Raw genomic sequence first — 18,889 nt, forward strand, 5'->3', positions numbered from 1 at the left:
CCTAGCGGTTCGCGCGTGCCAGAAGCATCACCGCGGCAAGGCCGGTGGCGCAGATCATCAGCGCGGGCGGGGCGGCTTGGGGCAGGTGCTCCAGCGAGGCCTCCTCATAGACCCGCACCGCGAGGGTAGAATAGTTGAACGGGCGCAGCAGCAGCGTGGCGGGCAGCTCTTTTACGCAATCGACAAAGACCAGCAGCAGCGCGGTGCCCACCGAGGCACGCATCAGCGGCAGGTAGATGGCGGCCAGCACGCCGCGTCGCGTGCGGCCCAAAGATCTCGCCGCGAGCGGGATGTTGGGCGAAATCCGGCCAAAGGCGGCATCCGCCGCGCCCTGTCCGATGGCAAAGAAGCGCACCACATAGGCAAAGACCAGCGCGGCAGCCGAGCCCGTCAGCACCAGCCCAGGGTCCCATCCCGTCAGCGCCAGCACCCCGTCGGCCACGCGATGGTCGAGCGCGGCGAGCGGCAACAGCACGCCCACGCCCAGCACCGCACCAGGCGCGGCATAGCCCAGCGTCGTCACCGGCAGCAGCGCCCGTGGCAGCGCGTGGCCCGAAAGCCGCACGCCGTAAACCATGAAAAGCCCCGCCGCCACGGTCAGCACCGCCGCCGTGCCGCCCACCACCAGCGTGTTGCCCAGCGCCTCCAGCAGGCGCGGGTCCAGCCAGTCGGCCCTTGGCCCCAGCCCGTGGTGCACCATCACGCCCACCGGCAACACGAAGCCAAGCGCAAACGGCACCATGCACAGCCCGAAGGCCAGCCAACGCCGCACCGGGCCCAGCTCCTGCGGGGCCACGGGCCGCACGCCGCGCGCACCCTGATGCACCTTGGCCCGGCGGCGCGAGAGCCGCTCCAGCGTAACCAGCACAAGCACCAGCGCGAGGATCACGCAGGCCAGCTGCGCCGCACCGCCCGCATTGCCCGCTTCCAGCCAGGCCGAGAAGATGCCGGTGGTCAGCGTCTGCACCGCGAAAAATTCCACTGTGCCAAAGTCGCTCACCGTTTCCATCATCACGATCGCCGTGGCCGCCGCGATGGCGGGCCGTGCCAGCGGCAGGCCGACTCGCCAGAACCGCGCGACAGGCCCCGCGCCCAGCGCCCGGGCCACCTCGTAGGCGCCCCCGGGCTGCTCGCGAAAGGCGGCGCGGGCCAGCAGGTAAACGTAGGGATAAAGCGAGGCCGCAAGCACCAGCACCGCCGCCCCGCGCGAGCGGATCTGCGGAAACCAGTAGTCGCGCGCGCTCTCCCAGCCAAAGGCCTCGCGCAACGCGCCCTGCACCGGCCCGGCGTATTCCAGAAAATCCACCAGCGCGTAGGCCCCCACATAGGCCGGCACCGCAAGCGGCAGAAAAAGCGCCCACTCCAGCCAGCGCCGTCCGGGAAAGCGATACATCACCACGGTCCATGCCGCGCCCGTGCCCATCGCCGCCGCCAGCGCCGCCACGCCCACCATCAACACCCCGGTGTTCATCAGGTAGCGGGGCAGCACCGTGGCCGCGAGATGGGGCCAGATATTCACCTTCGGCGCAAAGGCAATGACCACCACGGCGATGATCGGCATCAGCACCAGCGCGGCAATCATCACCGCGCCGGCCGACCAACCGTCAACCCGCCAGCGACGCGCTCTGCCCTGCCCTGTGCTTACATCCGCCATAATCGCTCCCTAAACCCCGTTAATAGCCCGTCTTATGGTGGTGGAAAGCGGTTTATCTGTGCGGAAAACCACCATATTGTGCGGCAACGCCGGGAGCGGTGAGGCAAAACGAGTAACAAGGGGACGATCCGATGCAGGTCGTGTACCACCTGGGCGCACATGGCACAGATGAAGACAGGCTGTTTCGCTGCCTGCTGAAGAACAAGGGTGAGCTTGCAAAGCTCGGCACCATGGTCTCCGGGCCGGGCCGCTATCGCCGTGTGCTGCGCGAGGCGATGAATGCGCTCAAGGGGCAGCCCGCCGGGGCGGAGCTTCAGGAAGACATGCTCGCCGCCGTGATTGATGAAGACCACGCCGAACGGCTGGTGTTTTCCAACCAGCAGTTCATCTGCGCCGCCCACTCCGTTCTGGCCGAAAACCGGATCTACCCGCAGATCGGCGAAAAGGCCCAGTGGATCCGCAACCTCTTTCCCGAGGCGCAGGCCGAGTTCCACATCGGCATCGCCAATCCGGCCACCTTCATCCCCGACCTCTTCGGGCGCTGCAAGGAAGAGGATTTTTCCGCCTTCATCGCTGGCGTTACCCCGACAGACCTGCGTTGGTCCGATACCCTCACCACCCTGCGCTCCGCCGTGCCCGATGCCCGCATCGTGGCTTGGTGCAACGAGGATACCCCGCTGATCTGGCCCGAGATCCTGCGCGACATGGGCAATATCCCCGCCGACATGCCGATACAGGGCGAAAACGACTTTCTCGGCACCATCATGTCCGAAGAGGGCCTGCGCCGGATGGAAAGCTATCTTGCCACCCACCCGATCAAGACAGCGCAGCAACGACAGCGGGTGGTCACCGCCTTCCTCGACAAATACGCCCGCCCCGAGGCCGTCGAGGTTGAAATGGACCTGCCCGGCTGGAGCGAAGGGCTGGTGGAGGCCATGACCCAAGCCTATGTCGAAGACATCGAGCGCATCCGGATGATCGAGGGGCTCACCTTCATCGCCCCATAACGCCGCGCCGCTGGCCCCACAATTTCCTTCGCATTTTAGCGATATCGCCCAGCACGGTTAACCAACCCTTCGCCAATGGCAGCCTATCCCCGGCATAAACCACCGGAGGGTGCCGATGCCGGTCACGATCAATGCGGTCGACCACGAGTTTGCCATATCCAGCGGGTCCAACGTCAACAACGGGCCCGGCACCTCCACGTTCGACTACCCGCCAAACTCCACCTCCAATCTCTCCATCACCTCCAATCAGGGCGATGACACGCCGTTCCAGTTCTCGGTGGGGGATACCTATGATGTTTCCTACACCGGCAACGGCGGCGGCAGCACCTTGCAAGATGCGGTGGTGGTGCGCTCAGATTTCGTCGACATCAACGGCGATCAGGGCGGCGCGGTGGTGTTTCAGGGGATCGACGACAATGGCGAGATCATTCAGGTGGTCTGGTCGCCCGATTTCGACCTCGAACAATGGTATTGGGACAATCACGATCCGCAAAACCCGCCGGGCTTCTACACCACCGATCAGGACGTGGTGCAGCAATATGGCTATGTCTGCTTCGGCTTCGGCACCCGCATCGCCACCGAAGATGGCCCGGTGCCGGTGGAGCGGCTGCGCGCGGGCCAGCGCGTGCTGACCCATGACAACGGCGCGCAACCGGTGATGTGGATGGGGCAAAGCCTCGTGCCGGGCCGGGATGACGCCGCGCCGGTGCGCTTCGCCGCAGGCGCCTTCGGCAACCCGTCGCCACTGATCCTGTCACAACAGCACCGGGTGCTCATGGCCGACCCGCTGGCAGAGCTGCACTTTGGCGCACCGGAGGTTTTCGTGCCCGCCCGCGCGCTCGCCGGCGTTCCGGGGATCGAGCTCGTGAATGTCCACGAGATCGGCTACGCCCATTTCATGTTACCCCGGCACGAGGTGATCGAGGCAGAGGGGCTGGCCTGTGAAAGCCTCTATTTCGGCGACATCGCCCGCGCCCGCCTCGGCTCCGCCGCCCAGCGCGAGATTGCCCAAATCTTCCCCGGTCTTCCCGGCAGCATGTCTCTCGGCGAAACGGGCTCACAGCACGCCCTGCAACTCGCCCGCCCCACGCTCAAATTCTACGAGGCGCGCCTGCTGGCCTCGCTGATGTGGGATATTGACCTGCCCGCCAAGCCGCGCGCCGCCCTCCCCAGCTTCGTGGCGGCCTAACCGCCGGGGCCCGCGCATGAAAACGCCGCCCGGAGGCGGCGCAATCGCTCGGCGCTGACCGCCTGCTCACATGCCAAGCGCCTGCTTGTACATGTCCAGCACGGCCTCTTCTTCGGCAATATCGTCGGGCTCGCGCTTGCGCAGCGCAATGACCTTGCGCATCACCTTGGTGTCATAGCCCCGGCCCTTCGCCTCGGCCATCACCTCTTTCTGCTGTTCGGCAATGTCCTTCTTCTCCGCGTCCAGCCGCTCAAACCGCTCGATGAACTGGCGCAGCTCGTCGGCCGCCACGCGGTAGCTGCCGGGCGTGCCGCCCTGATCGCCACCGGTATCAACGTCGCTCATGTGAAACTCCTTCTGCCTCGTTCTCATTCTTGGCCACGGCGCCCTGAGTAGCGGCGCGCAGCGCGCTTGAAAAGCCCCACCGCGCGGTGCTACCTCGCGCCCATGGAACAAACCGCCCCCTCGCTCGATCTTTCGCTTCTCGTCTGGCCCGGTGCGCTGATCGCCCTGCTGGGTATCATCGCCATCCTCGCCTGCGTGCGCTCGGTCATGAAGGCCCGCAACGCCGGGCTCTCCAACGAGGAGATGGTGGCGCATATGCAGAAGATGGGCGCATGGAACATGGCCGCCCTCGGCGTCTCGGCCATCGGCCTCGCGCTGATGGTGATGGGTCTGCTGCTCGGCTGAAGCCGCAGGTGGCGTGCAGCAGGCGCCCTAAAGGTCGCCCCAGCCCAACCCGTTCTTCACCAACTCGGCAAACTGCGGGGCCGGGGCCCATAGCGCCTCACCGTGGCTCTCCGCCCGCGCCTTCAGCTCTGCCTCCACTCGCGCCAGCCCGCGCGCCTGCGCCCAATGCATCGGCCCGCCCTCATGGCGCGGAAAGCCCTTGCCCGCGATCATCGCCACATCCAGCGCCGCCGCCGTTTCCACCGCGCCCTGCGCCAAAAGCAATGCCCCCGCATTGGCCATCGCAAGGCAGACCGGCGCGATAATCTCTTCCACCCGCCACTCCGCAAGGTCGGCCCGGCCCTCATCGGCATAGGGCGGCACATTAAATCCAAAGCCCGCCCAGGCCGCGTTCATCTCCTCCGCGCTCGCCTCGCCCCGGGCCACCATGTCCTCCGCCGCGGCGCGGCCTGCGGCATGGATCAGCCCGGCTACAGCAGGCTCGGCCCAGATCGCGGTGATCCCCAGCGCCCGCGCCAGCCCAAAGCCGCGCGCCACCGCCGCGCCCCCGGCCTCCGGCAGAGCACCAATTTCCAGCAGTCCGGCGCGATGCGCAGGCCCGTCAAAGCGCAGCGCGATGAAACGGTCGCGGTGTTCCAACGGCGCCGCCAGCGTTTCCAGAGCCGGGCTGCGTGCACTGGTCGCCAGCACCGGCTCCGGCCCCAACAGCTCCGACAGCCTCGCCAGCAAATCGCCCTTCAGGCCGCTCTCGTCGGGCATGGTCTCCACCACCACCGCGCAGCCCTCCAGCCCGGCTTCGCCGCCGCCGTTCTCCACCCGGGCCACCGCCGCCTCGCCCGCCTCGGCCCGCATCCGCCCGGCCTCGACCTCACCGTCAAAATGCGCCTTCACACGGCCAATCGCGGCCTCCAGATGCGCCTCGTCCTGCTCCATCAGCCGCACCTCGACCCCCGCCGCAGCCGCCGCCACCGTCAGCGCCGCCCCCCGCGTGCCGCCGCCGACAACCCCGATCCGGCTCACCGCAACGGGAGCCTCGCCGCCCAGCCGCGCGGGCCGTGCCACGCCGCGCTCGGCAAAGAACACATGGCGCAGCGCCGCCGACTGCCGCCCCTCCCGCAGCGCCTCGAACGCCTCCAGCTCATAGGCAAGCCCGGTCTCGAAGGGCAGCAAAAGCGCGCCCTCCACACAATCAATCACCCGATGCGGTGCCTCCAGAACGGCGCGGGCCGCGTCGCCCTCCAGCGCCGCGCGGGCGCGGGCCACGGCGGCCTCATAGCCCAGCGGGTCCGAAAGCCCCTGCCGCGCATCGCGCGTTCTGCGCGGGGCCACGCCGTCTTCGCTCTGCCCGAGTTGCCGGGCAAGCTGCACCGTGGTTTCGGCAAGGTCGCCCTCCACCACACCATCCACCAGCCCCAGTTTCTCCGCCGAGCGCGCCCCCATCGGCTGTCCGCTGAGCATCAGCCGCAGCGCCGCCTCCGCGCCGATCAGCCGGGGTGCGCGCTGGGTGCCGCCGCCACCGGGCACGAGGCCCAGCTTCACCTCCGGCAGCCCCAGCTTCGCATCCGGCGCGGCAAGGCGAAAATGGCAGGCCAGCGCCAGCTCCAACCCACCGCCCAACGCCGCGCCGCGAATGCCCGCCACCACCGGCTTGGTGCAGTCTTCGATCCGGGTGTAAAGCGTGCCAAACCACGGGTCTTCGCCGGGCGCGTCAAACTCCGCAATATCGGCCCCGGCCGAAAAGTTGCGCCCCGCCCCGACAATCGCCAAGGCCGTCACCTTCGGGTCGGCCTCGGCGATCTGCACCGCTTCCCACAACCCGCGCCGCACCGCCAGCGATTGCGCGTTGACAGGCGGCGCGTCGATCACGATCCGCGCCACGCCGTCCTGCACGTTGAGCTTGACCACTGAGCCCATTGGCTGCCCCTTCCCCATCATCGTCCCGCCGCCGCCTGCCCTGCGGCTGTCTTGCATCAAAGCCGCGCCCGAGGGGAAAGACAAGCGGGCGCGCGGGTTTAGGGCCGCTCAGCCGCGCGCCCGGCGCGGCTCACCTCGCGCAAGACTTGCAGAAGGGCGTATGCGGCAACAGGTCGAGCCGCTCGGCAGAAATTTCGCCGCCACATTTGGTGCAAAAGCCGTAGTCCCCCGCTTCGATCCGCGCCAGCGCCGCCCGGATCGCCGCCATTTCGGCCTGCCCCTGCACGCCCTGCCCTTCCAGCACCTCGTCTTCCTCGCGTTCCACCGCCAGCTCTTCCCAATCGGGGCTGTTGTGGCTCACCAACTCGTCGCGAATTTCGTGCAGGCGGTCGTCCAGCTCGGTCAGGCGTGTTTCCAGCGTCGTTTTGCGGGCAGAGATCGGGGTGGTCATCACATGCGCTCCTTGCATCATGGCATCTTGTCATCGCCAAGCCTAAGGCGCTGGAACGCGGCGCTCATTGAGGTATATCAAGCCCGGGGGCGACAAAGGTCTGCCCCCCGATGCAGAAAGGACAGCCCATGGACCCTCGCCAGCTCACCCCGAAGCTTTCCGTCTCGCCGCAGATCGCGCCCGAGGAGGTCGAGGCCATCGCGGCAGCCGGGTTCACCACGATCATCTGCAACCGCCCCGATGGCGAAGTGCCCCCCACTCTTCAGGCGGCCTCGGTTGAAGCCGCAGCGCAGGCGGCGGGGCTGGCCTTCGTGCTCAACCCGGTGGTGCATTCCTCGATGACCCCCGATGTGATCGAGCGTCAGCGCGTGGCCATCGAAGAGTCGCCCGGCCCGGTGTTCGCCTACTGCCAGTCCGGCACCCGCTGCACAGTGATCTGGATGCTGGGTGCCGCACCCACAACGCCGCCCGATGAGCTCATCGCCACAGCCGCCCGCGCCGGCTACGACCTCGCCGCGCTCGCCCCCCGGCTCGACGCCCTGCACCAAGGCTAACTCCCCGGGCCGGGCGCGCCGCCCTGCGCTCTCCTGCACCCTTGCGGATCCCCGGTGCAACACCGCGCCAAGGCGTCACGTCCCGGTCAGATCCCCAAGGTCATCTATCTCGGGCAACCCGCCTTCCCCCGCGCCGCCGCCCGCGCGCAGTTTGGGCAAGTCGCTATCCAACTCAGGTAAATCCGGCAGCTCGCCCTCCAATTCCGGCAAATCGGGCAGCTCGTCCACCCCGGCCAGTTCCGGCAGCCCGCCCGGCTCGTCCATGCCACCCAGCTCCGGCAGGTCCGGCAAATCGGCAAGCGGATCGGTCTTCGGCATGTCGGGCAGCGCGTCCGGCAGGTCATCCATACCGGCCAGCTCGGCCAGCTCCTCCGGCGCGTCATCCATCAGCGCCATGGCCGCGCCAACCTCGTCCTCCAGGCCGTCGCCCTCTGCGCCCGCCTCCGCGATCCGCACCGCCCTCACCCCGCCGGTCTGCCCCAGCTTGCCCGTCGCCACAGCGGTGCCATCGCCGGTTTCCAGCGTCATCGCCCCAATCGCGCTGGCGGGCAGGGTCAGCGTGTCGCCCGGCGCAAGCTCCAGCACCTCGGCAATGCTGCGCTCACAGCGATACAGCACCGCCGAAAGCACCACCTCCGCCTCCATCACCTGCGCCTCGATCCGGCGCTCCCAGGCGGCGCGGGCATCAGGATGCGGCATCTCTGCCCCGTCCGCGCTGCGGGCAGGCCGCCCCTCGGGCGCACGGCCCTGCGCGGGCAAAATGAGCTTGCCCGCCCCCTTGCGCGCGCCCATCCCCAGATCGAGCGCAAAATCGAGCATCCGGTAGGGTTCATCCTCCAGCATCAGCCCAAGCGGGCGGGCATCGGGGAGGTGGCAGGAAAAGGCAAATCCGCTCAGCCAGCTTGCCTCCGGGGCCTCGGCATAGGTTTCGGCCACCGCCCGCAAAACCGCGTCGATCCAATCGGCGCACAGCGCGGCATCGGTGCGGGTGGGTTTGCGCGCCGTGGGCGAGCCTGCAGCAAGCGCGCCTGCCGTCTGCTGCTCGATCAACGCGCCCATCAGCGCATTGTCGAGCACCATAACGCCCTGCGCCTCCTGCGGGCCTTCCAGCATCGCATAAAGCCCGTTTTCCGGCAGCTCATCGAGCAATTCGGCCAGCGACCTTGTGACCTGCCCGGTGCTCTCGGCGGCAACCACAAGCTCCATCAGCTTGTCGGAGACGCGCGCCATCGCAAGGCCCAGCGCCTTTTGCACAGGGGGGAGCCCGGCCACAGCAAGGGCCGGGTCGGGCGCGCCAGCCTCCAGTTTGCGGCGCAGCACGAGCTCTCGTGGTGTTTCCGTCATGGCTCCATCGGGCGTGGCCCGGCGTCACGCGGGCATTTGGGCCGTTCTGACATGGCGAGGTTTGAAATTGGTTAACCCCGGCTTGCTTTCGCCGCAGAAATTCGCCCGCCCCTCAGGCCGCCCGCCCGGCCCGGCGCGCCATCGGCAAACGCGCCCGAAAGGCCGCGCCGCCCTTGCCCGGTAAATAGGCCACCTCGCCGCCCAGCCGCACCATAATCTCGCGGCAGATCGCCAGCCCAAGCCCGGCCCCACCCGCCGCCGAAGTATCTGTCAGCCGGGCGAATTTCTCAAAGATGATCTCCCGGCTCTTCGCCTCGATCCCCGAGCCGTTGTCGATGAAATCCACGGTCAGCCAGCTGCCGTCATCGCCGCTCTCCTCGCCCACCTCGATGCTGAGCTCCGGCTTCGGCGCATCGCAGTATTTGGCCGCATTGGCGATGAGGTTGATGAACACCTGCACCAGCCGGTCACCATCGGTGACCAACTCCCGCGCCTCCCGCGCAGGTGTGCGATGAATCGCCAGCCCCTCCCCCGCAGGCGAAGCCGAGGCCACGGCCCTGTCCAGCAAGGCGCTCAACTGCACCGGCTCAAGGTTGAGGCTGACCTGCGCGTTTTCCATCACGCCAAGGTCGAGCAGATCATTCAGCAACCGGGTCAGCCGCCGCGCCTCGTCGTGGATGATCCCGGCAAACTGCGCCTGCTCCTCCGCCTCCAGCCCGCCGCCCTTCAAGAGCTCGCTGAACGAGCGGATCGAGGTCATCGGCGTGCGCAGCTCATGGCTGATCTGGCTCAAGAAGGCATCCTTCTGGATCGACAGCTGGGTGAGCTTTTCGTTGGCGTCGCGCAGCTGGCGCGCGGTGCGGGCCAGCTCGTCAGACTTCTGCTCAAGCTGCGATGAATATTCCAGAATCTGCTGCGCCTCATCGGCCACCCGCATCAGGTCTTCCACCAGCACCGAAGAGCCGCCGGCAAGCTGCCCCACCATCGCATGGGCCGTGGCAGCCCCCACCGAGCCCGCCAGCTCCCGCTCCACCTGGCTCAAAAATTCGGGCGTGATGTCAGGCAGTTGCCCGGCCTTCCCCTGCGCCTCCGCCTGCCGCCGAAACAGCGCCTGCGCCTCGCTCGCCCCAAGGATCCGCTGCGCCATCATCAGCATGTCTTCGGCCTCCGCGCTCCCCCGCGCCCAGCCCCGCGCGCCCATCGTATGGGCAAAGACGTTCACCACCTGCGCCGACTGAAGCCGCTCCAGCGGGCCGGGGAAGCTGGCCAGCGACACCACCAGAAACGCCAGCGTGTTCAGCCCCACCGACCAGAACAGCGAATGTACAAGCGGGTCCATTCCCTCGATCGAGAACAGCGCGCGCGGGCGCAGCCATTCCAGCCCCAGCGGCCCCTCGGCAAGCACCGTGGCGCTGATCGGCCCGCCCGGCCCGAAGCTGGGCAAAAACAGCGTCCAGGCCCAAAGCACAAAGCCGGTCACAAGCCCCGCCATCGCGCCCTTCCGCGTGGCACCGCGCCAGAACAATCCGCCGAGCAAGGCGGGCAGCGCCTGCGCCACCCCGGCAAAGGAGATCAGGCCAATCGCCGCCAGCGCCTCCGAGCCGCCCGACACCCGGTAATAGAAGTAGCCCAACAGCAGCACCCCCGCGATCGAGATCCGCCGCGCCGTCAGCACCACCGCCCGCACATCGCCCGCCACCGTCGCCGCGCCCACCTGCTGGCGGCTGAGCCAGAGCGGCATGACGATGTGGTTGGAAACCATCGTCGAGAGCGCAATCGCCGCGACGATCACCATGCTGGTGGCGCTCGACAACCCGCCAAGGAAGGCCAGCATCGCCAGCCCGCCCTTGCCCTCGCTGAGCGGCAGCGTCAGCACGAAGAGGTCGGGGTTGGAGCCCGCCGGAAGGCGCTCCAGCCCCATCACCGCAATCGGCACCACGAAGAGCGACATCAGCATCAGGTAAAGCGGAAACGCCCATGAGGCCGTGGCCAGATGCGCCTCGTCCGAGTTTTCCACCACGAGCACCTGAAACATCCGCGGCAGGCAGAGGATCGCGGCGGCGGACAGAAAGATCAGCCCCGCCCAGCGGCTCGGGTGCAACGGCCATTCGGCCATCGGCGAGGCGTCGATCTGCGCCAGCATGTCGCCCACCCCACCCGCCATGCCCCAAACCACGAAGATCCCCACCGCCAGCAGCGCCACCAGCTTCACCACCGCCTCCACCGCAATCGCGGTGACAACGCCGTGGTGGCGCTCGTTGGCATCAAGGTTGCGCGTGCCGAAAAGGATGGTGAACAGCGCCAGCCCGCCCGCGACCCAAAGCGCATTGCGGGCCGAAAGCGCCTCCTCCCCCGAACTCAGCGCAAAGACCTCAAGCGAAAGGGTGACGGATTGAAGCTGCAAGGCAATGTAGGGCGTGGTGCCGATCACCGCGAGCAGCGTCACCAGCACGCCCAGCACGTTGGATTTGCCGTAACGGTTGGAGATCAGGTCAGCAATCGAGGTGATCCGCTGTGTCCGCCCCACCCGAACCAGCTTGCGCAGCACCAGCCACCAGCCGGTGAGCACCAGCGTCGGGCCAAGGTAGATCGTCAGGTATTCCAGCCCCGAACGTGCGGCGTAGCCCACCGCGCCGTAAAAGGTCCATGCGGTGCAATAAACGCTGAGCGACAGCGTATAAACCATCGGCGAGCGCAGCCACCGCGGCATCCCCCGCTGGGCCCGGCGCTCGGCGAGGAAGGCAACAAGGAACAGAAAGCCCACGTAAAGGAGCGAGACCGCAACGAGCAGATTAAACGCCATCGTCCCTCTCGTCGCCGGTTCCCGGCGGCAGCGGGGCCGAAAGCCGCGCGGCCACCAGCGCGGCCACCACGATCAGCAACACCCAGACCCCGAAGAGATAGAGCACGCCCACACGGGTCTGCGGCCCGGCGCCCTGCCCGATCCAGAGCAGCGGAAAGAGCACCAGCATCAGCCCGACAACCGGCAGGAGGCGGGCAGCATCCATCAGGCGGCGGCGGCGATAGGTCTGCCGGGCGAGAAACAGCGGAATATCCTCGCCATCCACACGGTCGGCAATGTCGATGAGCCTGCGCTCCGGGGCGGCCTGCCCGGCCCCCTCCCGCGCCTCCTGTTCCGCGCTCATGCGCCCGCCAACTCGCGCAGGCAATCCAGCACTTCATCGTTGGAAAAAGGCTTTGTCATGAAGCGGTTGGCCCCAAACTGCAGGGCCAGGTCCCGGTCCTTCCCCTGCCCCTTCGCGGTGAGCATCAGCACCGGCAGCGCTTGGGTGGCCGGATCGGCCCGCAACTCGCGCAAAATGTCGAACCCCGATTTGCCGGGGAGCATCACATCGAGGATCATAACATCCGGGCGCACCCGCGCCACCGCCTCCAATGCGCTGGCTCCATCCGAATGGGTATCCACACGCCAGCCATCCCGGCTCAGGATGAACCGGATCGCCTCGATGATATTCGGCTCATCTTCTACCAAAAGAACTCGCTTGCCCAACCGAGCTCCTCCCCAATTGCCCCGCGTGCAGCACGGCCATCTTATGACACCCTATCGGCAGGGCTGTCAAAACGCGCCGTTGCCGCGCCCCAACCGCCGGCTCCCTCGGGCAGACGTTGGGAGGGAAAGCTCCCAGTCGCCCCTCCCCCGGTGGCCCACGCCCCCCCGCCGTAACCGCCTGCAAAAGCCGCCGCCGCGCGTCGCCCTACGAGCTGATAGCGCAGCCAACTCCGCGCAGCCATTTGCCTCCGCCCCACGCGGCCTAACTATGCCCAAGCCAATAGGGAAACCCTGATGATCCAGCTTTACACCACCACCGCCCTCATCTTCCTCGCCGCCGACGCGGTGATGCTGACCCTCGTGATGAAGCCCCTCTTCACCCGCCACCTCGGTGACGCCATGCGCGACGGGCCGCTGCTGGCGCCCGCCGGGCTCTTCTACCTCGCCTATGTCGCCGGCCTCGTCTTCCTCGTCTCCGCCCCCGCGCTGCGCGATGCCGCGCCGGGCCGCGCGCTGCTGCACGGCGCGGTGATCGGGGCCATGGCCTATGGCACCTACGAGTTCACCTCCATGGCGATCATGAAAGACTGGTCCTGGGCCATGGTCGTGACCGACACCACATGGGGTGCCGTGCTCACCGGCGTCTCGGCCTGGGCCGGTGTGGCGCTGATGCTGCGGTTTCAGGGGTGAGCGGCTGGCGGCTTCCTGCCGCCCGCAGCGGCCTTCCCCCGGCCCCGGTTGCGAGGCGGCGGCGCAGTTCATAACTGGGGCGGATGGACCTTTCCGCCTGCATCCCCCGCGACAAGCACGATACCGACGCCGTTCAGCGGGCCGCCGCCGCCATCCGCGCGGAACCCCGCAAGATCGCCCCGGTCCTCCCCGAGCTGCTGGAGTGGCTGCAAGATGCCAACTGGCCGGTCGCCAAGCCCTTGGCGGCCTGCCTGCGCAATGCCGGGCCCGAGCTGCTGCCACCGCTGCGCCGGATTCTGAACGGCAAGGACGGCCCGTGGAAATATTGGGTGATCGAGCTTCTGGCCGCGCAGCTACCGCCCGACCTCCTCGCCGGGGTCCGCCCCGATCTGGCCCGACTCGCCCGCGCGCCCACAACAAACGACCGCATCGAAGAGGTCCACCTTGCGGCACGCGCCGTGCTGGCCGCCGCCTCGGCCTGACTGGCGGCGCAAAAGGCCGCCTTCGCGCCAAAATTCCGCCCCCTGCGACGGTTTGAACATTGCCGTCCCTGAATACGTTGCCTAAAAGCGGAGCCTGAAGGGAGAGCCGGGCCGTGCTGCGCGACGCATTGGCCCATGTCTCGACCGCTCGGACAAACTACGCAAGCCGGGAGGCAGCACCTATGGCGGACGCCACCGTTCACGGTCACGACCACGAGGACAACCGGTCCTTCTTCACCCGTTGGTTCATGTCGACCAACCACAAAGACATCGGGATCCTCTACCTGTTCACTGCCGCGGCGGTCGGGTTCATTTCGGTGGCCTTCACCGTCTACATGCGGATGGAGCTCATGAGCCCCGATGTGCAGTTCATGTGCATGGAAGGCTCGCGGCTGATCCCCTCTGCGGAGGAATGTACGCCCAACGGCCACCTCTGGAACGTGCTCGTCACCGCCCACGGCATCCTGATGATGTTCTTCGTGGTGATTCCGGCGCTCTTCGGCGGCTTCGGCAACTACCTGATGCCGCTGCAAATCGGCGCGCCCGACATGGCGTTCCCGCGGATGAACAACCTCAGCTACTGGCTCTTCGTCACCGGCACCCTGCTGGCCGTGGCCTCGGTGCTCTCGCCGGGCGGCAATGGCCAGCTCGGCTCGGGCGTCGGCTGGGTGCTCTACCCGCCGCTTTCGACCAATGAGAGCGGCTACTCGATGGACCTCGCGATCTTCGCGGTGCACGTCTCCGGTGCCTCCTCGATCCTCGGCGCGATCAACATGATCACCACCTTCCTGAACATGCGTGCCCCCGGCATGACCCTGTTCAAGGTGCCGCTGTTCAGCTGGTCGATCTTCGTCACCGCCTGGCTGATCCTGCTGGCCCTTCCGGTGCTCGCCGGCGCCATCACCATGCTGCTGACCGACCGGAACTTCGGCACCACCTTCTTCCAGCCTTCTGGCGGCGGTGACCCGATCCTGTATCAGCACATCCTGTGGTTCTTCGGACACCCGGAAGTGTATATCGTGATCCTGCCGGGCTTCGGCATCATCTCCCACGTCATCGGCACCTTCGCCCGCAAACCGATCTTCGGCTACCTGCCGATGGTCTGGGCGCTGATCGGGATCGGCGTGCTCGGCTTCGTCGTCTGGGCGCACCACATGTACACCGTCGGCATGTCGCTGACCCAGCAGAGCTACTTCATGCTGGCGACCATGGTGATCGCGGTGCCCACCGGCATCAAGATCTTCTCCTGGATCGCAACCATGTGGGGCGGCTCGATCGAGTTCAAAACCCCGATGCTCTGGGCCTTCGGCTTCCTCTTCCTCTTCACCGTGGGCGGCGTCACCGGCGTCGTGCTCAGCCAGGCCGGCATCGACCGCGCCTATCACGACACCTACTACGTCGTGGCGCACTTCCACTACGTGATGAGCCTTGGGGCTGTGTTCACAATCTTTGCCGGGATCTACTTCTACTTCCCCAAGTTCACCGGCCGGATGTATTCGGAGACAGCAGGCAAGATCCACTTCTGGGCCTTCTTTATCGGCGCCAACATGACCTTCTTCCCCCAGCACTTCCTGGGCCGTCAGGGCATGCCGCGCCGCTACATCGACTACCCCGAAGCCTTCGCCTTCTGGAACCACATCAGCTCGCTAGGCGCCTTCCTGTCCTTCGCCAGCTTCCTGTTCTTCATCGTCACGATCATCTACGCGATGCGCAAAGGCGCGCCCTCGCCCGCGGCCAACCCGTGGAACGAGCACGCCGACACGCTGGAGTGGACGCTGCCCTCCCCGCCCCCGGAGCACACCTTCGAGATCCTCCCCAAGCAGGAGGAGTGGGACAAGGTGAGCCACCACTGAGGCGGCGCGAGACGAAAATCAAAGGCCCCGGCATCGCGTCCGGGGCCTTTTGTCATCTGGGCATGCCCCCGTAGGGTGGGCAATCTGCCCACCACACCAAACACGACCACCCCGAAGCTCCCCCCCAACGGACGGCCCAAAAATCGCAGCGCCGTTCCCCACCGCAAACAGGCTGGCCCCATGCCCCATAGCTGGCAAACACCGCCCCCCGAAGGCACCCGCGCCGCGCTCTCGGCATGGCCCCACCGATCCCTGCCGAAGGTGGGATTCGTCTGGTTCATCGGCGGCACCGCGGCCCTGCTCTGCGTGCCCCTCATCCCCGCCATCGGCACCCCCGTCCTTTGGGGCCTCCTGCCCTTCATGCTGGGCGTGCTTTGGCTGCTCTACTTCCTGCTGCAAAAAAGCTACCGCGACGGCGAAATCCTCGAAGAGTTGACCATCTGGCCCGACCGCCTGCTGCTCACCCGGCAAAACCCGAAGGGCGCGGCCCAGAGCTGGGAGGAAAATCCGCATTGGGTGCAGGTCACCCTGCACCGCACCGGCGGGCCGGTGCCCAATTACGTCACCCTCTCCGGCAAGGGCCGCGAGGTTGAAATCGGCGCCTTTCTCAGCGAAGACGAACGGGTCGCGCTCCACGCCGAGCTCGCCGCCCTTCTGCCCCTTCGGGACTGATCGCACATATGGCCCAAGCCCCCGCCACGCCCAAATGGAAACGCGCCGCACTCCGCGCCGCCGCTGAGCTCTCCCCCGCACTGGCACGCGCGCTCAACCCCGCCCCCTCCGAGGCGGCCGCGCTTTCGCGCCGGGGGAGCTTGGGGCAGCCGCCTGCATCACCCGAGGTGGTGTTCCTGATTCCGCTGGTCGGCAAGCATCACGTGGGCGACTGGCAGGCCGTGGAGGCGCGCCTGCACGAAACCCTCGCCAGCTTCGCCGCCCAGAGCGACGGGCACTGGCGTGCCCTCATCTGCGGGCAAGATGCACCCGCGTTGCCGCCAGAGCTACAGGACGATCCCCGCATCACCTTCCTGCCCTTCACCGAATCCGTGGAGGGCAACGACAAGTGGCACAAGCTCGCCACGCTTTGCCACGCCCTGCCCGCGCACGGGCCGAGCGATGGCTATGCCATGCCCTTTGATGCCGATGATCTGCTGGCCGCAGGCGCGGTGGAAGAAATGCGCCGCCGCCGCAGCCCCGGTGGATATCTGGTTGAAAGCGGCTGGCTGCTCGATGCAGGCTCGGGCCGCTTTGCCCGCGCCACCCGCCGCAGCCTCACGAGGCCGGGGCAAAAGCCGTTCTGGAAGCTCTGCGGCTCCTGCGCCGCCTTCCGCTGCACCCGCGATCCCGGCGACGCGGCCTTCATCGCCGCCGCCACCGCGCATGAACACCGGATGTTTCCCTACCTCGCCGCCCTCGCCGGGCGGCCGCTCGCACCGCTGCACCAACCCGCCGCGCTCTACATCCTGAACCATGGCGAGAACTTCGGGGCGCGACGCGGGCGGGTGTCGTTCAAGGCCCGTTTCGTAGAGAGATTCGCGGTAGATGAGGAAATCGTGGCACGGATCAGGGCCGCATTTCCAACGCTCGGCGCTTGAAGCAAGGCGCCGTAGGGTGGGCAATCTGCCCACCAACCCACCAGCCAATCAGGCCAGACGATCCTTCACCATCGGGCCAACGCTGCCAAAATCCATCTGGCCGGTGTAGCGCTCTTTCAGAACGCCCATCACCTTGCCCATGTCGCGAATGCTCTCGGCGCCAGTGGTCTCAATCGCTTCGCTCACCGCAGCCTCGGCTTCCTTTTCCGAAAGCTGCTGCGGCAGAAACTCTTCAATCACCTTCACTTCCGCAAGCTCGCGCTCGGCAAGGTCCAGCCGTCCGCCCTCTTCATAGGCGCGCGCGCTTTCCTGCCGCTGCTTCACCATCTTCCCCAGAATGGCCAGCACCTCGGCATCCGTCACACCGGCCTCGCCAGCGCCGTTCTGGCCGCGGGCCGCGATGTCCTTGTCCTTGATCGCGGCGTTGATGAGCCGCAGCGTCGAGAGGCGCTCGGCCTCCTTGGCCTTCATGGCCTCCTTCAGCGCCGAAGTGACGCGATTTCGGATATCCATATGGTTGACGTCCCAGTGTTTTGCGCCCGCTGCGCAGTGAGTGGTTGCGCGTCCCCCGGGCCAGACAGGGCGGCACCCTACGCTGCGCCGCCGCGAGGGGCAAGCCGGGGGCGCGCCGACGTGACGGAAACAGCACGTTTCACCGGGCCCAACAGCGGGTTGACGCCCCCGGCGCACGGTCCTAGACACAGGCGGATTTGCCTTCCCGCCAAAGGAGTCGTGCCCATGCCCAGCCAGCCCAAACCCACCGCCTGCCTCGCCCTCGCTGATGGCACGCTGTTTTACGGACAAGGCTTCGGAGCGACAGGCGTGCGCACCGCCGAGCTCTGCTTCAACACCGCGATGACCGGCTATCAGGAAATCATGACCGATCCCTCCTACGCGGGCCAGATCGTCACCTTCACCTTCCCCCATGTCGGCAACGTCGGCGTGAACCCCGAAGATGACGAAACCGCCGATCCGGTGGCCGAGGGCATGGTCGTGAAGTGGGATCCGACCGAGCCCTCCAACTGGCGCGCCGCGGAGCAGTTGCAGGCCTGGCTGGCCCGGCGCGGGCGCATCGGCATTGGCGGGCTCGATACCCGGCGGCTGACCCGGGCGATCCGCCAGCAGGGCGCGCCCCATGTGGCACTGGCCCATGACCCGGAGGGCAACTTCGACATCGAGGCGCTGATCGCCTCGGCGCGTGAGTTTTCCGGGCTGGAAGGGCTCGATCTGGCAAGGGACGTGACCTGCGCCCAGAGCTACCGCTGGGACGAGATGCGCTGGGCCTGGCCCGAGGGCTTCACCAAGCGCGAGGGGCCGGGCCACAAGGTTGTCGCCATCGACTACGGCGCCAAGCGCAACATCCTGCGCTGCCTTGCCTCGGCGGGCTGCGATGTCACCGTGCTGCCCGCCACGGCAACCGCAGAAGAGGTGCTGGCCCACGGCCCCGACGGCGTGTTCCTCTCCAACGGCCCCGGCGACCCGGCGGCAACGGGCGAATATGCCGTGCCGATGATCAAGGAGGTGCTCGCCAAGGACATCCCGGTCTTCGGCATCTGCCTCGGCCACCAGATGCTGGCGCTGGCGCTCGGCGCGCGCACCATCAAGATGAACCACGGCCACCACGGCGCGAACCACCCGGTGAAGGATCTGACGACCGGCAAGGTCGAGATCACCTCGATGAACCACGGCTTCACGGTTGATAGCCAGACCCTGCCCGCCGGGGTGAGCGAAACCCACGTGTCGCTCTTCGATGGCTCCAATTGCGGCATCGCGGTCGATGGCAAGCCGGTGTTCTCGGTGCAATACCACCCCGAGGCCAGCCCCGGCCCGCAAGACAGCTTCTACCTCTTCGAGCGCTTCGCGGCGGCGATGAAGGAGAAGGTGCCGGGCTGAGGGCCGCGCGATCCGGGCCGACACTTCACTGCTTAACGGTTCCTTAACCAATCGGGCGACAATAT

General features: G+C 67.2%; 19 protein-coding genes. 10 read left to right on the forward strand and 9 right to left on the reverse strand.

Translation table 11 applies throughout. The annotated features are described in order from the left end of the window. Position 1: 1 nt before the first annotated feature. On the reverse strand, positions 2–1,654 hold the full coding sequence (locus tag FHY55_RS14535; protein WP_140014883.1) for an iron ABC transporter permease: 1,653 nt from the start codon (positions 1,652–1,654) through the stop codon (positions 2–4). A 131-nt stretch (positions 1,655–1,785) separates the two neighbouring features. On the opposite strand from FHY55_RS14535, the gene FHY55_RS14540 reads away from it, so the two are divergent. Both FHY55_RS14540 and FHY55_RS14545 read left to right on the forward strand, forming a co-directional pair. Then, positions 1,786–2,661, forward strand: a complete 876-nt coding sequence (locus FHY55_RS14540; RefSeq protein ID WP_140014884.1) for a hypothetical protein — start codon at positions 1,786–1,788, stop codon at positions 2,659–2,661. A gap of 115 nt (positions 2,662–2,776) precedes the next feature. Continuing rightward, positions 2,777–3,850: a Hint domain-containing protein gene (locus FHY55_RS14545; RefSeq protein WP_140014885.1), complete on the forward strand. Its 1,074-nt coding sequence runs from the start codon at positions 2,777–2,779 to the stop codon at positions 3,848–3,850. Between the two features lie 66 nt (positions 3,851–3,916). On the opposite strand, the gene FHY55_RS14550 is transcribed toward FHY55_RS14545, so the two are convergent. Continuing rightward, positions 3,917–4,195, reverse strand: a complete 279-nt coding sequence (locus tag FHY55_RS14550; RefSeq protein ID WP_140014886.1) for a DUF2312 domain-containing protein — start codon at positions 4,193–4,195, stop codon at positions 3,917–3,919. A 102-nt stretch (positions 4,196–4,297) separates the two neighbouring features. Between FHY55_RS14550 and FHY55_RS14555 the strand changes: the two genes are divergently transcribed. Then, positions 4,298–4,540, forward strand: a complete 243-nt coding sequence (locus FHY55_RS14555) for a hypothetical protein (RefSeq protein ID WP_140014887.1) — start codon at positions 4,298–4,300, stop codon at positions 4,538–4,540. A 27-nt stretch (positions 4,541–4,567) separates the two neighbouring features. Here the strand turns inward: FHY55_RS14555 and FHY55_RS14560 are convergent, their stop codons facing one another. Further along, positions 4,568–6,454 carry an enoyl-CoA hydratase-related protein gene (locus tag FHY55_RS14560; RefSeq protein WP_168223019.1) on the reverse strand — a complete coding sequence of 629 codons (1,887 nt, stop codon included), beginning with the start codon at positions 6,452–6,454 and terminating at the stop codon, positions 4,568–4,570. 130 nt (positions 6,455–6,584) lie between these two features. Continuing rightward, positions 6,585–6,905, reverse strand: coding sequence for a TraR/DksA C4-type zinc finger protein (locus FHY55_RS14565; protein WP_140014889.1), 321 nt, complete (start codon positions 6,903–6,905; stop codon positions 6,585–6,587). A gap of 128 nt (positions 6,906–7,033) precedes the next feature. Here FHY55_RS14565 and FHY55_RS14570 point away from each other — a divergent pair, with 128 nt between their 5' ends. Next, positions 7,034–7,459, forward strand: coding sequence for a TIGR01244 family sulfur transferase (locus FHY55_RS14570; protein WP_140014890.1), 426 nt, complete (start codon positions 7,034–7,036; stop codon positions 7,457–7,459). A gap of 75 nt (positions 7,460–7,534) precedes the next feature. Here FHY55_RS14570 and FHY55_RS14575 read toward each other — a convergent pair whose 3' ends face one another. The 4 genes from FHY55_RS14575 to FHY55_RS14590 all read right to left on the reverse strand — a co-directional run bounded on the left by FHY55_RS14575 (position 7,535) and on the right by FHY55_RS14590 (position 12,314). Further along, positions 7,535–8,803 carry a FliM/FliN family flagellar motor switch protein gene (locus tag FHY55_RS14575; RefSeq protein ID WP_140014891.1) on the reverse strand — a complete coding sequence of 423 codons (1,269 nt, stop codon included), beginning with the start codon at positions 8,801–8,803 and terminating at the stop codon, positions 7,535–7,537. Between the two features lie 112 nt (positions 8,804–8,915). After that, entirely contained in the window at positions 8,916–11,606 is a 2,691-nt protein-coding gene (locus FHY55_RS14580) for an ATP-binding protein (RefSeq protein ID WP_140014892.1), read from the reverse strand. Next, positions 11,596–11,949 carry a hypothetical protein gene (locus FHY55_RS20975; RefSeq protein WP_371706931.1) on the reverse strand — a complete coding sequence of 118 codons (354 nt, stop codon included), beginning with the start codon at positions 11,947–11,949 and terminating at the stop codon, positions 11,596–11,598. Before FHY55_RS20975 ends, FHY55_RS14580 begins: the two co-directional genes overlap by 11 nt. Next, positions 11,946–12,314 (reverse strand): response regulator transcription factor, encoded by a 369-nt coding sequence (locus FHY55_RS14590; protein ID WP_140014893.1) that lies wholly within the window; start codon positions 12,312–12,314, stop codon positions 11,946–11,948. The genes FHY55_RS20975 and FHY55_RS14590 overlap by 4 nt, the downstream gene beginning before the upstream one ends. Positions 12,315–12,608: 294 nt before the next feature. Between FHY55_RS14590 and FHY55_RS14595 the strand changes: the two genes are divergently transcribed. From FHY55_RS14595 to FHY55_RS14615, 5 genes are all read left to right on the forward strand, one after another. Then, the gene (locus tag FHY55_RS14595; RefSeq protein ID WP_168223020.1) at positions 12,609–13,004 is read left to right on the forward strand and encodes a DUF2177 family protein; all 396 of its coding nucleotides are present in this window, start codon (positions 12,609–12,611) and stop codon (positions 13,002–13,004) included. A gap of 83 nt (positions 13,005–13,087) precedes the next feature. Further along, complete coding sequence (locus FHY55_RS14600; RefSeq protein WP_140014894.1) at positions 13,088–13,486, forward strand: DUF5071 domain-containing protein; 399 nt, start codon at positions 13,088–13,090, stop codon at positions 13,484–13,486. A gap of 182 nt (positions 13,487–13,668) precedes the next feature. Continuing rightward, the gene (ctaD, locus tag FHY55_RS14605) at positions 13,669–15,339 is read left to right on the forward strand and encodes a cytochrome c oxidase subunit I (protein ID WP_140014895.1); all 1,671 of its coding nucleotides are present in this window, start codon (positions 13,669–13,671) and stop codon (positions 15,337–15,339) included. Between the two features lie 180 nt (positions 15,340–15,519). After that, complete coding sequence (locus FHY55_RS14610) at positions 15,520–16,011, forward strand: DUF2244 domain-containing protein (RefSeq protein WP_140014896.1); 492 nt, start codon at positions 15,520–15,522, stop codon at positions 16,009–16,011. An 8-nt stretch (positions 16,012–16,019) separates the two neighbouring features. Then, the gene (locus FHY55_RS14615) at positions 16,020–16,931 is read left to right on the forward strand and encodes a hypothetical protein (protein WP_140014897.1); all 912 of its coding nucleotides are present in this window, start codon (positions 16,020–16,022) and stop codon (positions 16,929–16,931) included. Positions 16,932–16,979: 48 nt separating this feature from the next. On the opposite strand, the gene FHY55_RS14620 is transcribed toward FHY55_RS14615, so the two are convergent. Next, positions 16,980–17,444 carry a GatB/YqeY domain-containing protein gene (locus tag FHY55_RS14620; RefSeq protein WP_140014898.1) on the reverse strand — a complete coding sequence of 155 codons (465 nt, stop codon included), beginning with the start codon at positions 17,442–17,444 and terminating at the stop codon, positions 16,980–16,982. A gap of 225 nt (positions 17,445–17,669) precedes the next feature. On the opposite strand from FHY55_RS14620, the gene carA reads away from it, so the two are divergent. Further along, complete coding sequence (carA, locus tag FHY55_RS14625) at positions 17,670–18,824, forward strand: glutamine-hydrolyzing carbamoyl-phosphate synthase small subunit (protein WP_140014899.1); 1,155 nt, start codon at positions 17,670–17,672, stop codon at positions 18,822–18,824. Positions 18,825–18,889: the final 65 nt, after the last annotated feature.

The sequence above is a fragment of the Oceanicola sp. D3 genome (assembly GCF_006351965.1).
GTDB lineage: Bacteria > Pseudomonadota > Alphaproteobacteria > Rhodobacterales > Rhodobacteraceae > Vannielia.

Coding starts and splice junctions, on each gene's coding strand:
- FHY55_RS14565 (WP_140014889.1), bottom strand. CDS start 6,905: ATGACCACCCCGATCTCTGCCCGCAAAACGACGCTGGAAACACGCCTG.
- FHY55_RS14540 (WP_140014884.1), top strand. CDS start 1,786: ATGCAGGTCGTGTACCACCTGGGCGCACATGGCACAGATGAAGACAGG.
- FHY55_RS14545 (WP_140014885.1), top strand. CDS start 2,777: ATGCCGGTCACGATCAATGCGGTCGACCACGAGTTTGCCATATCCAGC.
- FHY55_RS14615 (WP_140014897.1), top strand. CDS start 16,020: ATGGCCCAAGCCCCCGCCACGCCCAAATGGAAACGCGCCGCACTCCGC.
- FHY55_RS14560 (WP_168223019.1), bottom strand. CDS start 6,454: ATGGGCTCAGTGGTCAAGCTCAACGTGCAGGACGGCGTGGCGCGGATC.
- FHY55_RS14610 (WP_140014896.1), top strand. CDS start 15,520: ATGCCCCATAGCTGGCAAACACCGCCCCCCGAAGGCACCCGCGCCGCG.
- FHY55_RS20975 (WP_371706931.1), bottom strand. CDS start 11,949: ATGAGCGCGGAACAGGAGGCGCGGGAGGGGGCCGGGCAGGCCGCCCCG.
- FHY55_RS14570 (WP_140014890.1), top strand. CDS start 7,034: ATGGACCCTCGCCAGCTCACCCCGAAGCTTTCCGTCTCGCCGCAGATC.
- FHY55_RS14550 (WP_140014886.1), bottom strand. CDS start 4,195: ATGAGCGACGTTGATACCGGTGGCGATCAGGGCGGCACGCCCGGCAGC.
- ctaD (WP_140014895.1), top strand. CDS start 13,669: ATGGCGGACGCCACCGTTCACGGTCACGACCACGAGGACAACCGGTCC.
- FHY55_RS14535 (WP_140014883.1), bottom strand. CDS start 1,654: ATGGCGGATGTAAGCACAGGGCAGGGCAGAGCGCGTCGCTGGCGGGTT.
- FHY55_RS14575 (WP_140014891.1), bottom strand. CDS start 8,803: ATGACGGAAACACCACGAGAGCTCGTGCTGCGCCGCAAACTGGAGGCT.
- FHY55_RS14555 (WP_140014887.1), top strand. CDS start 4,298: ATGGAACAAACCGCCCCCTCGCTCGATCTTTCGCTTCTCGTCTGGCCC.
- FHY55_RS14620 (WP_140014898.1), bottom strand. CDS start 17,444: ATGGATATCCGAAATCGCGTCACTTCGGCGCTGAAGGAGGCCATGAAG.
- FHY55_RS14595 (WP_168223020.1), top strand. CDS start 12,609: ATGATCCAGCTTTACACCACCACCGCCCTCATCTTCCTCGCCGCCGAC.
- carA (WP_140014899.1), top strand. CDS start 17,670: ATGCCCAGCCAGCCCAAACCCACCGCCTGCCTCGCCCTCGCTGATGGC.
- FHY55_RS14600 (WP_140014894.1), top strand. CDS start 13,088: ATGGACCTTTCCGCCTGCATCCCCCGCGACAAGCACGATACCGACGCC.
- FHY55_RS14580 (WP_140014892.1), bottom strand. CDS start 11,606: ATGGCGTTTAATCTGCTCGTTGCGGTCTCGCTCCTTTACGTGGGCTTT.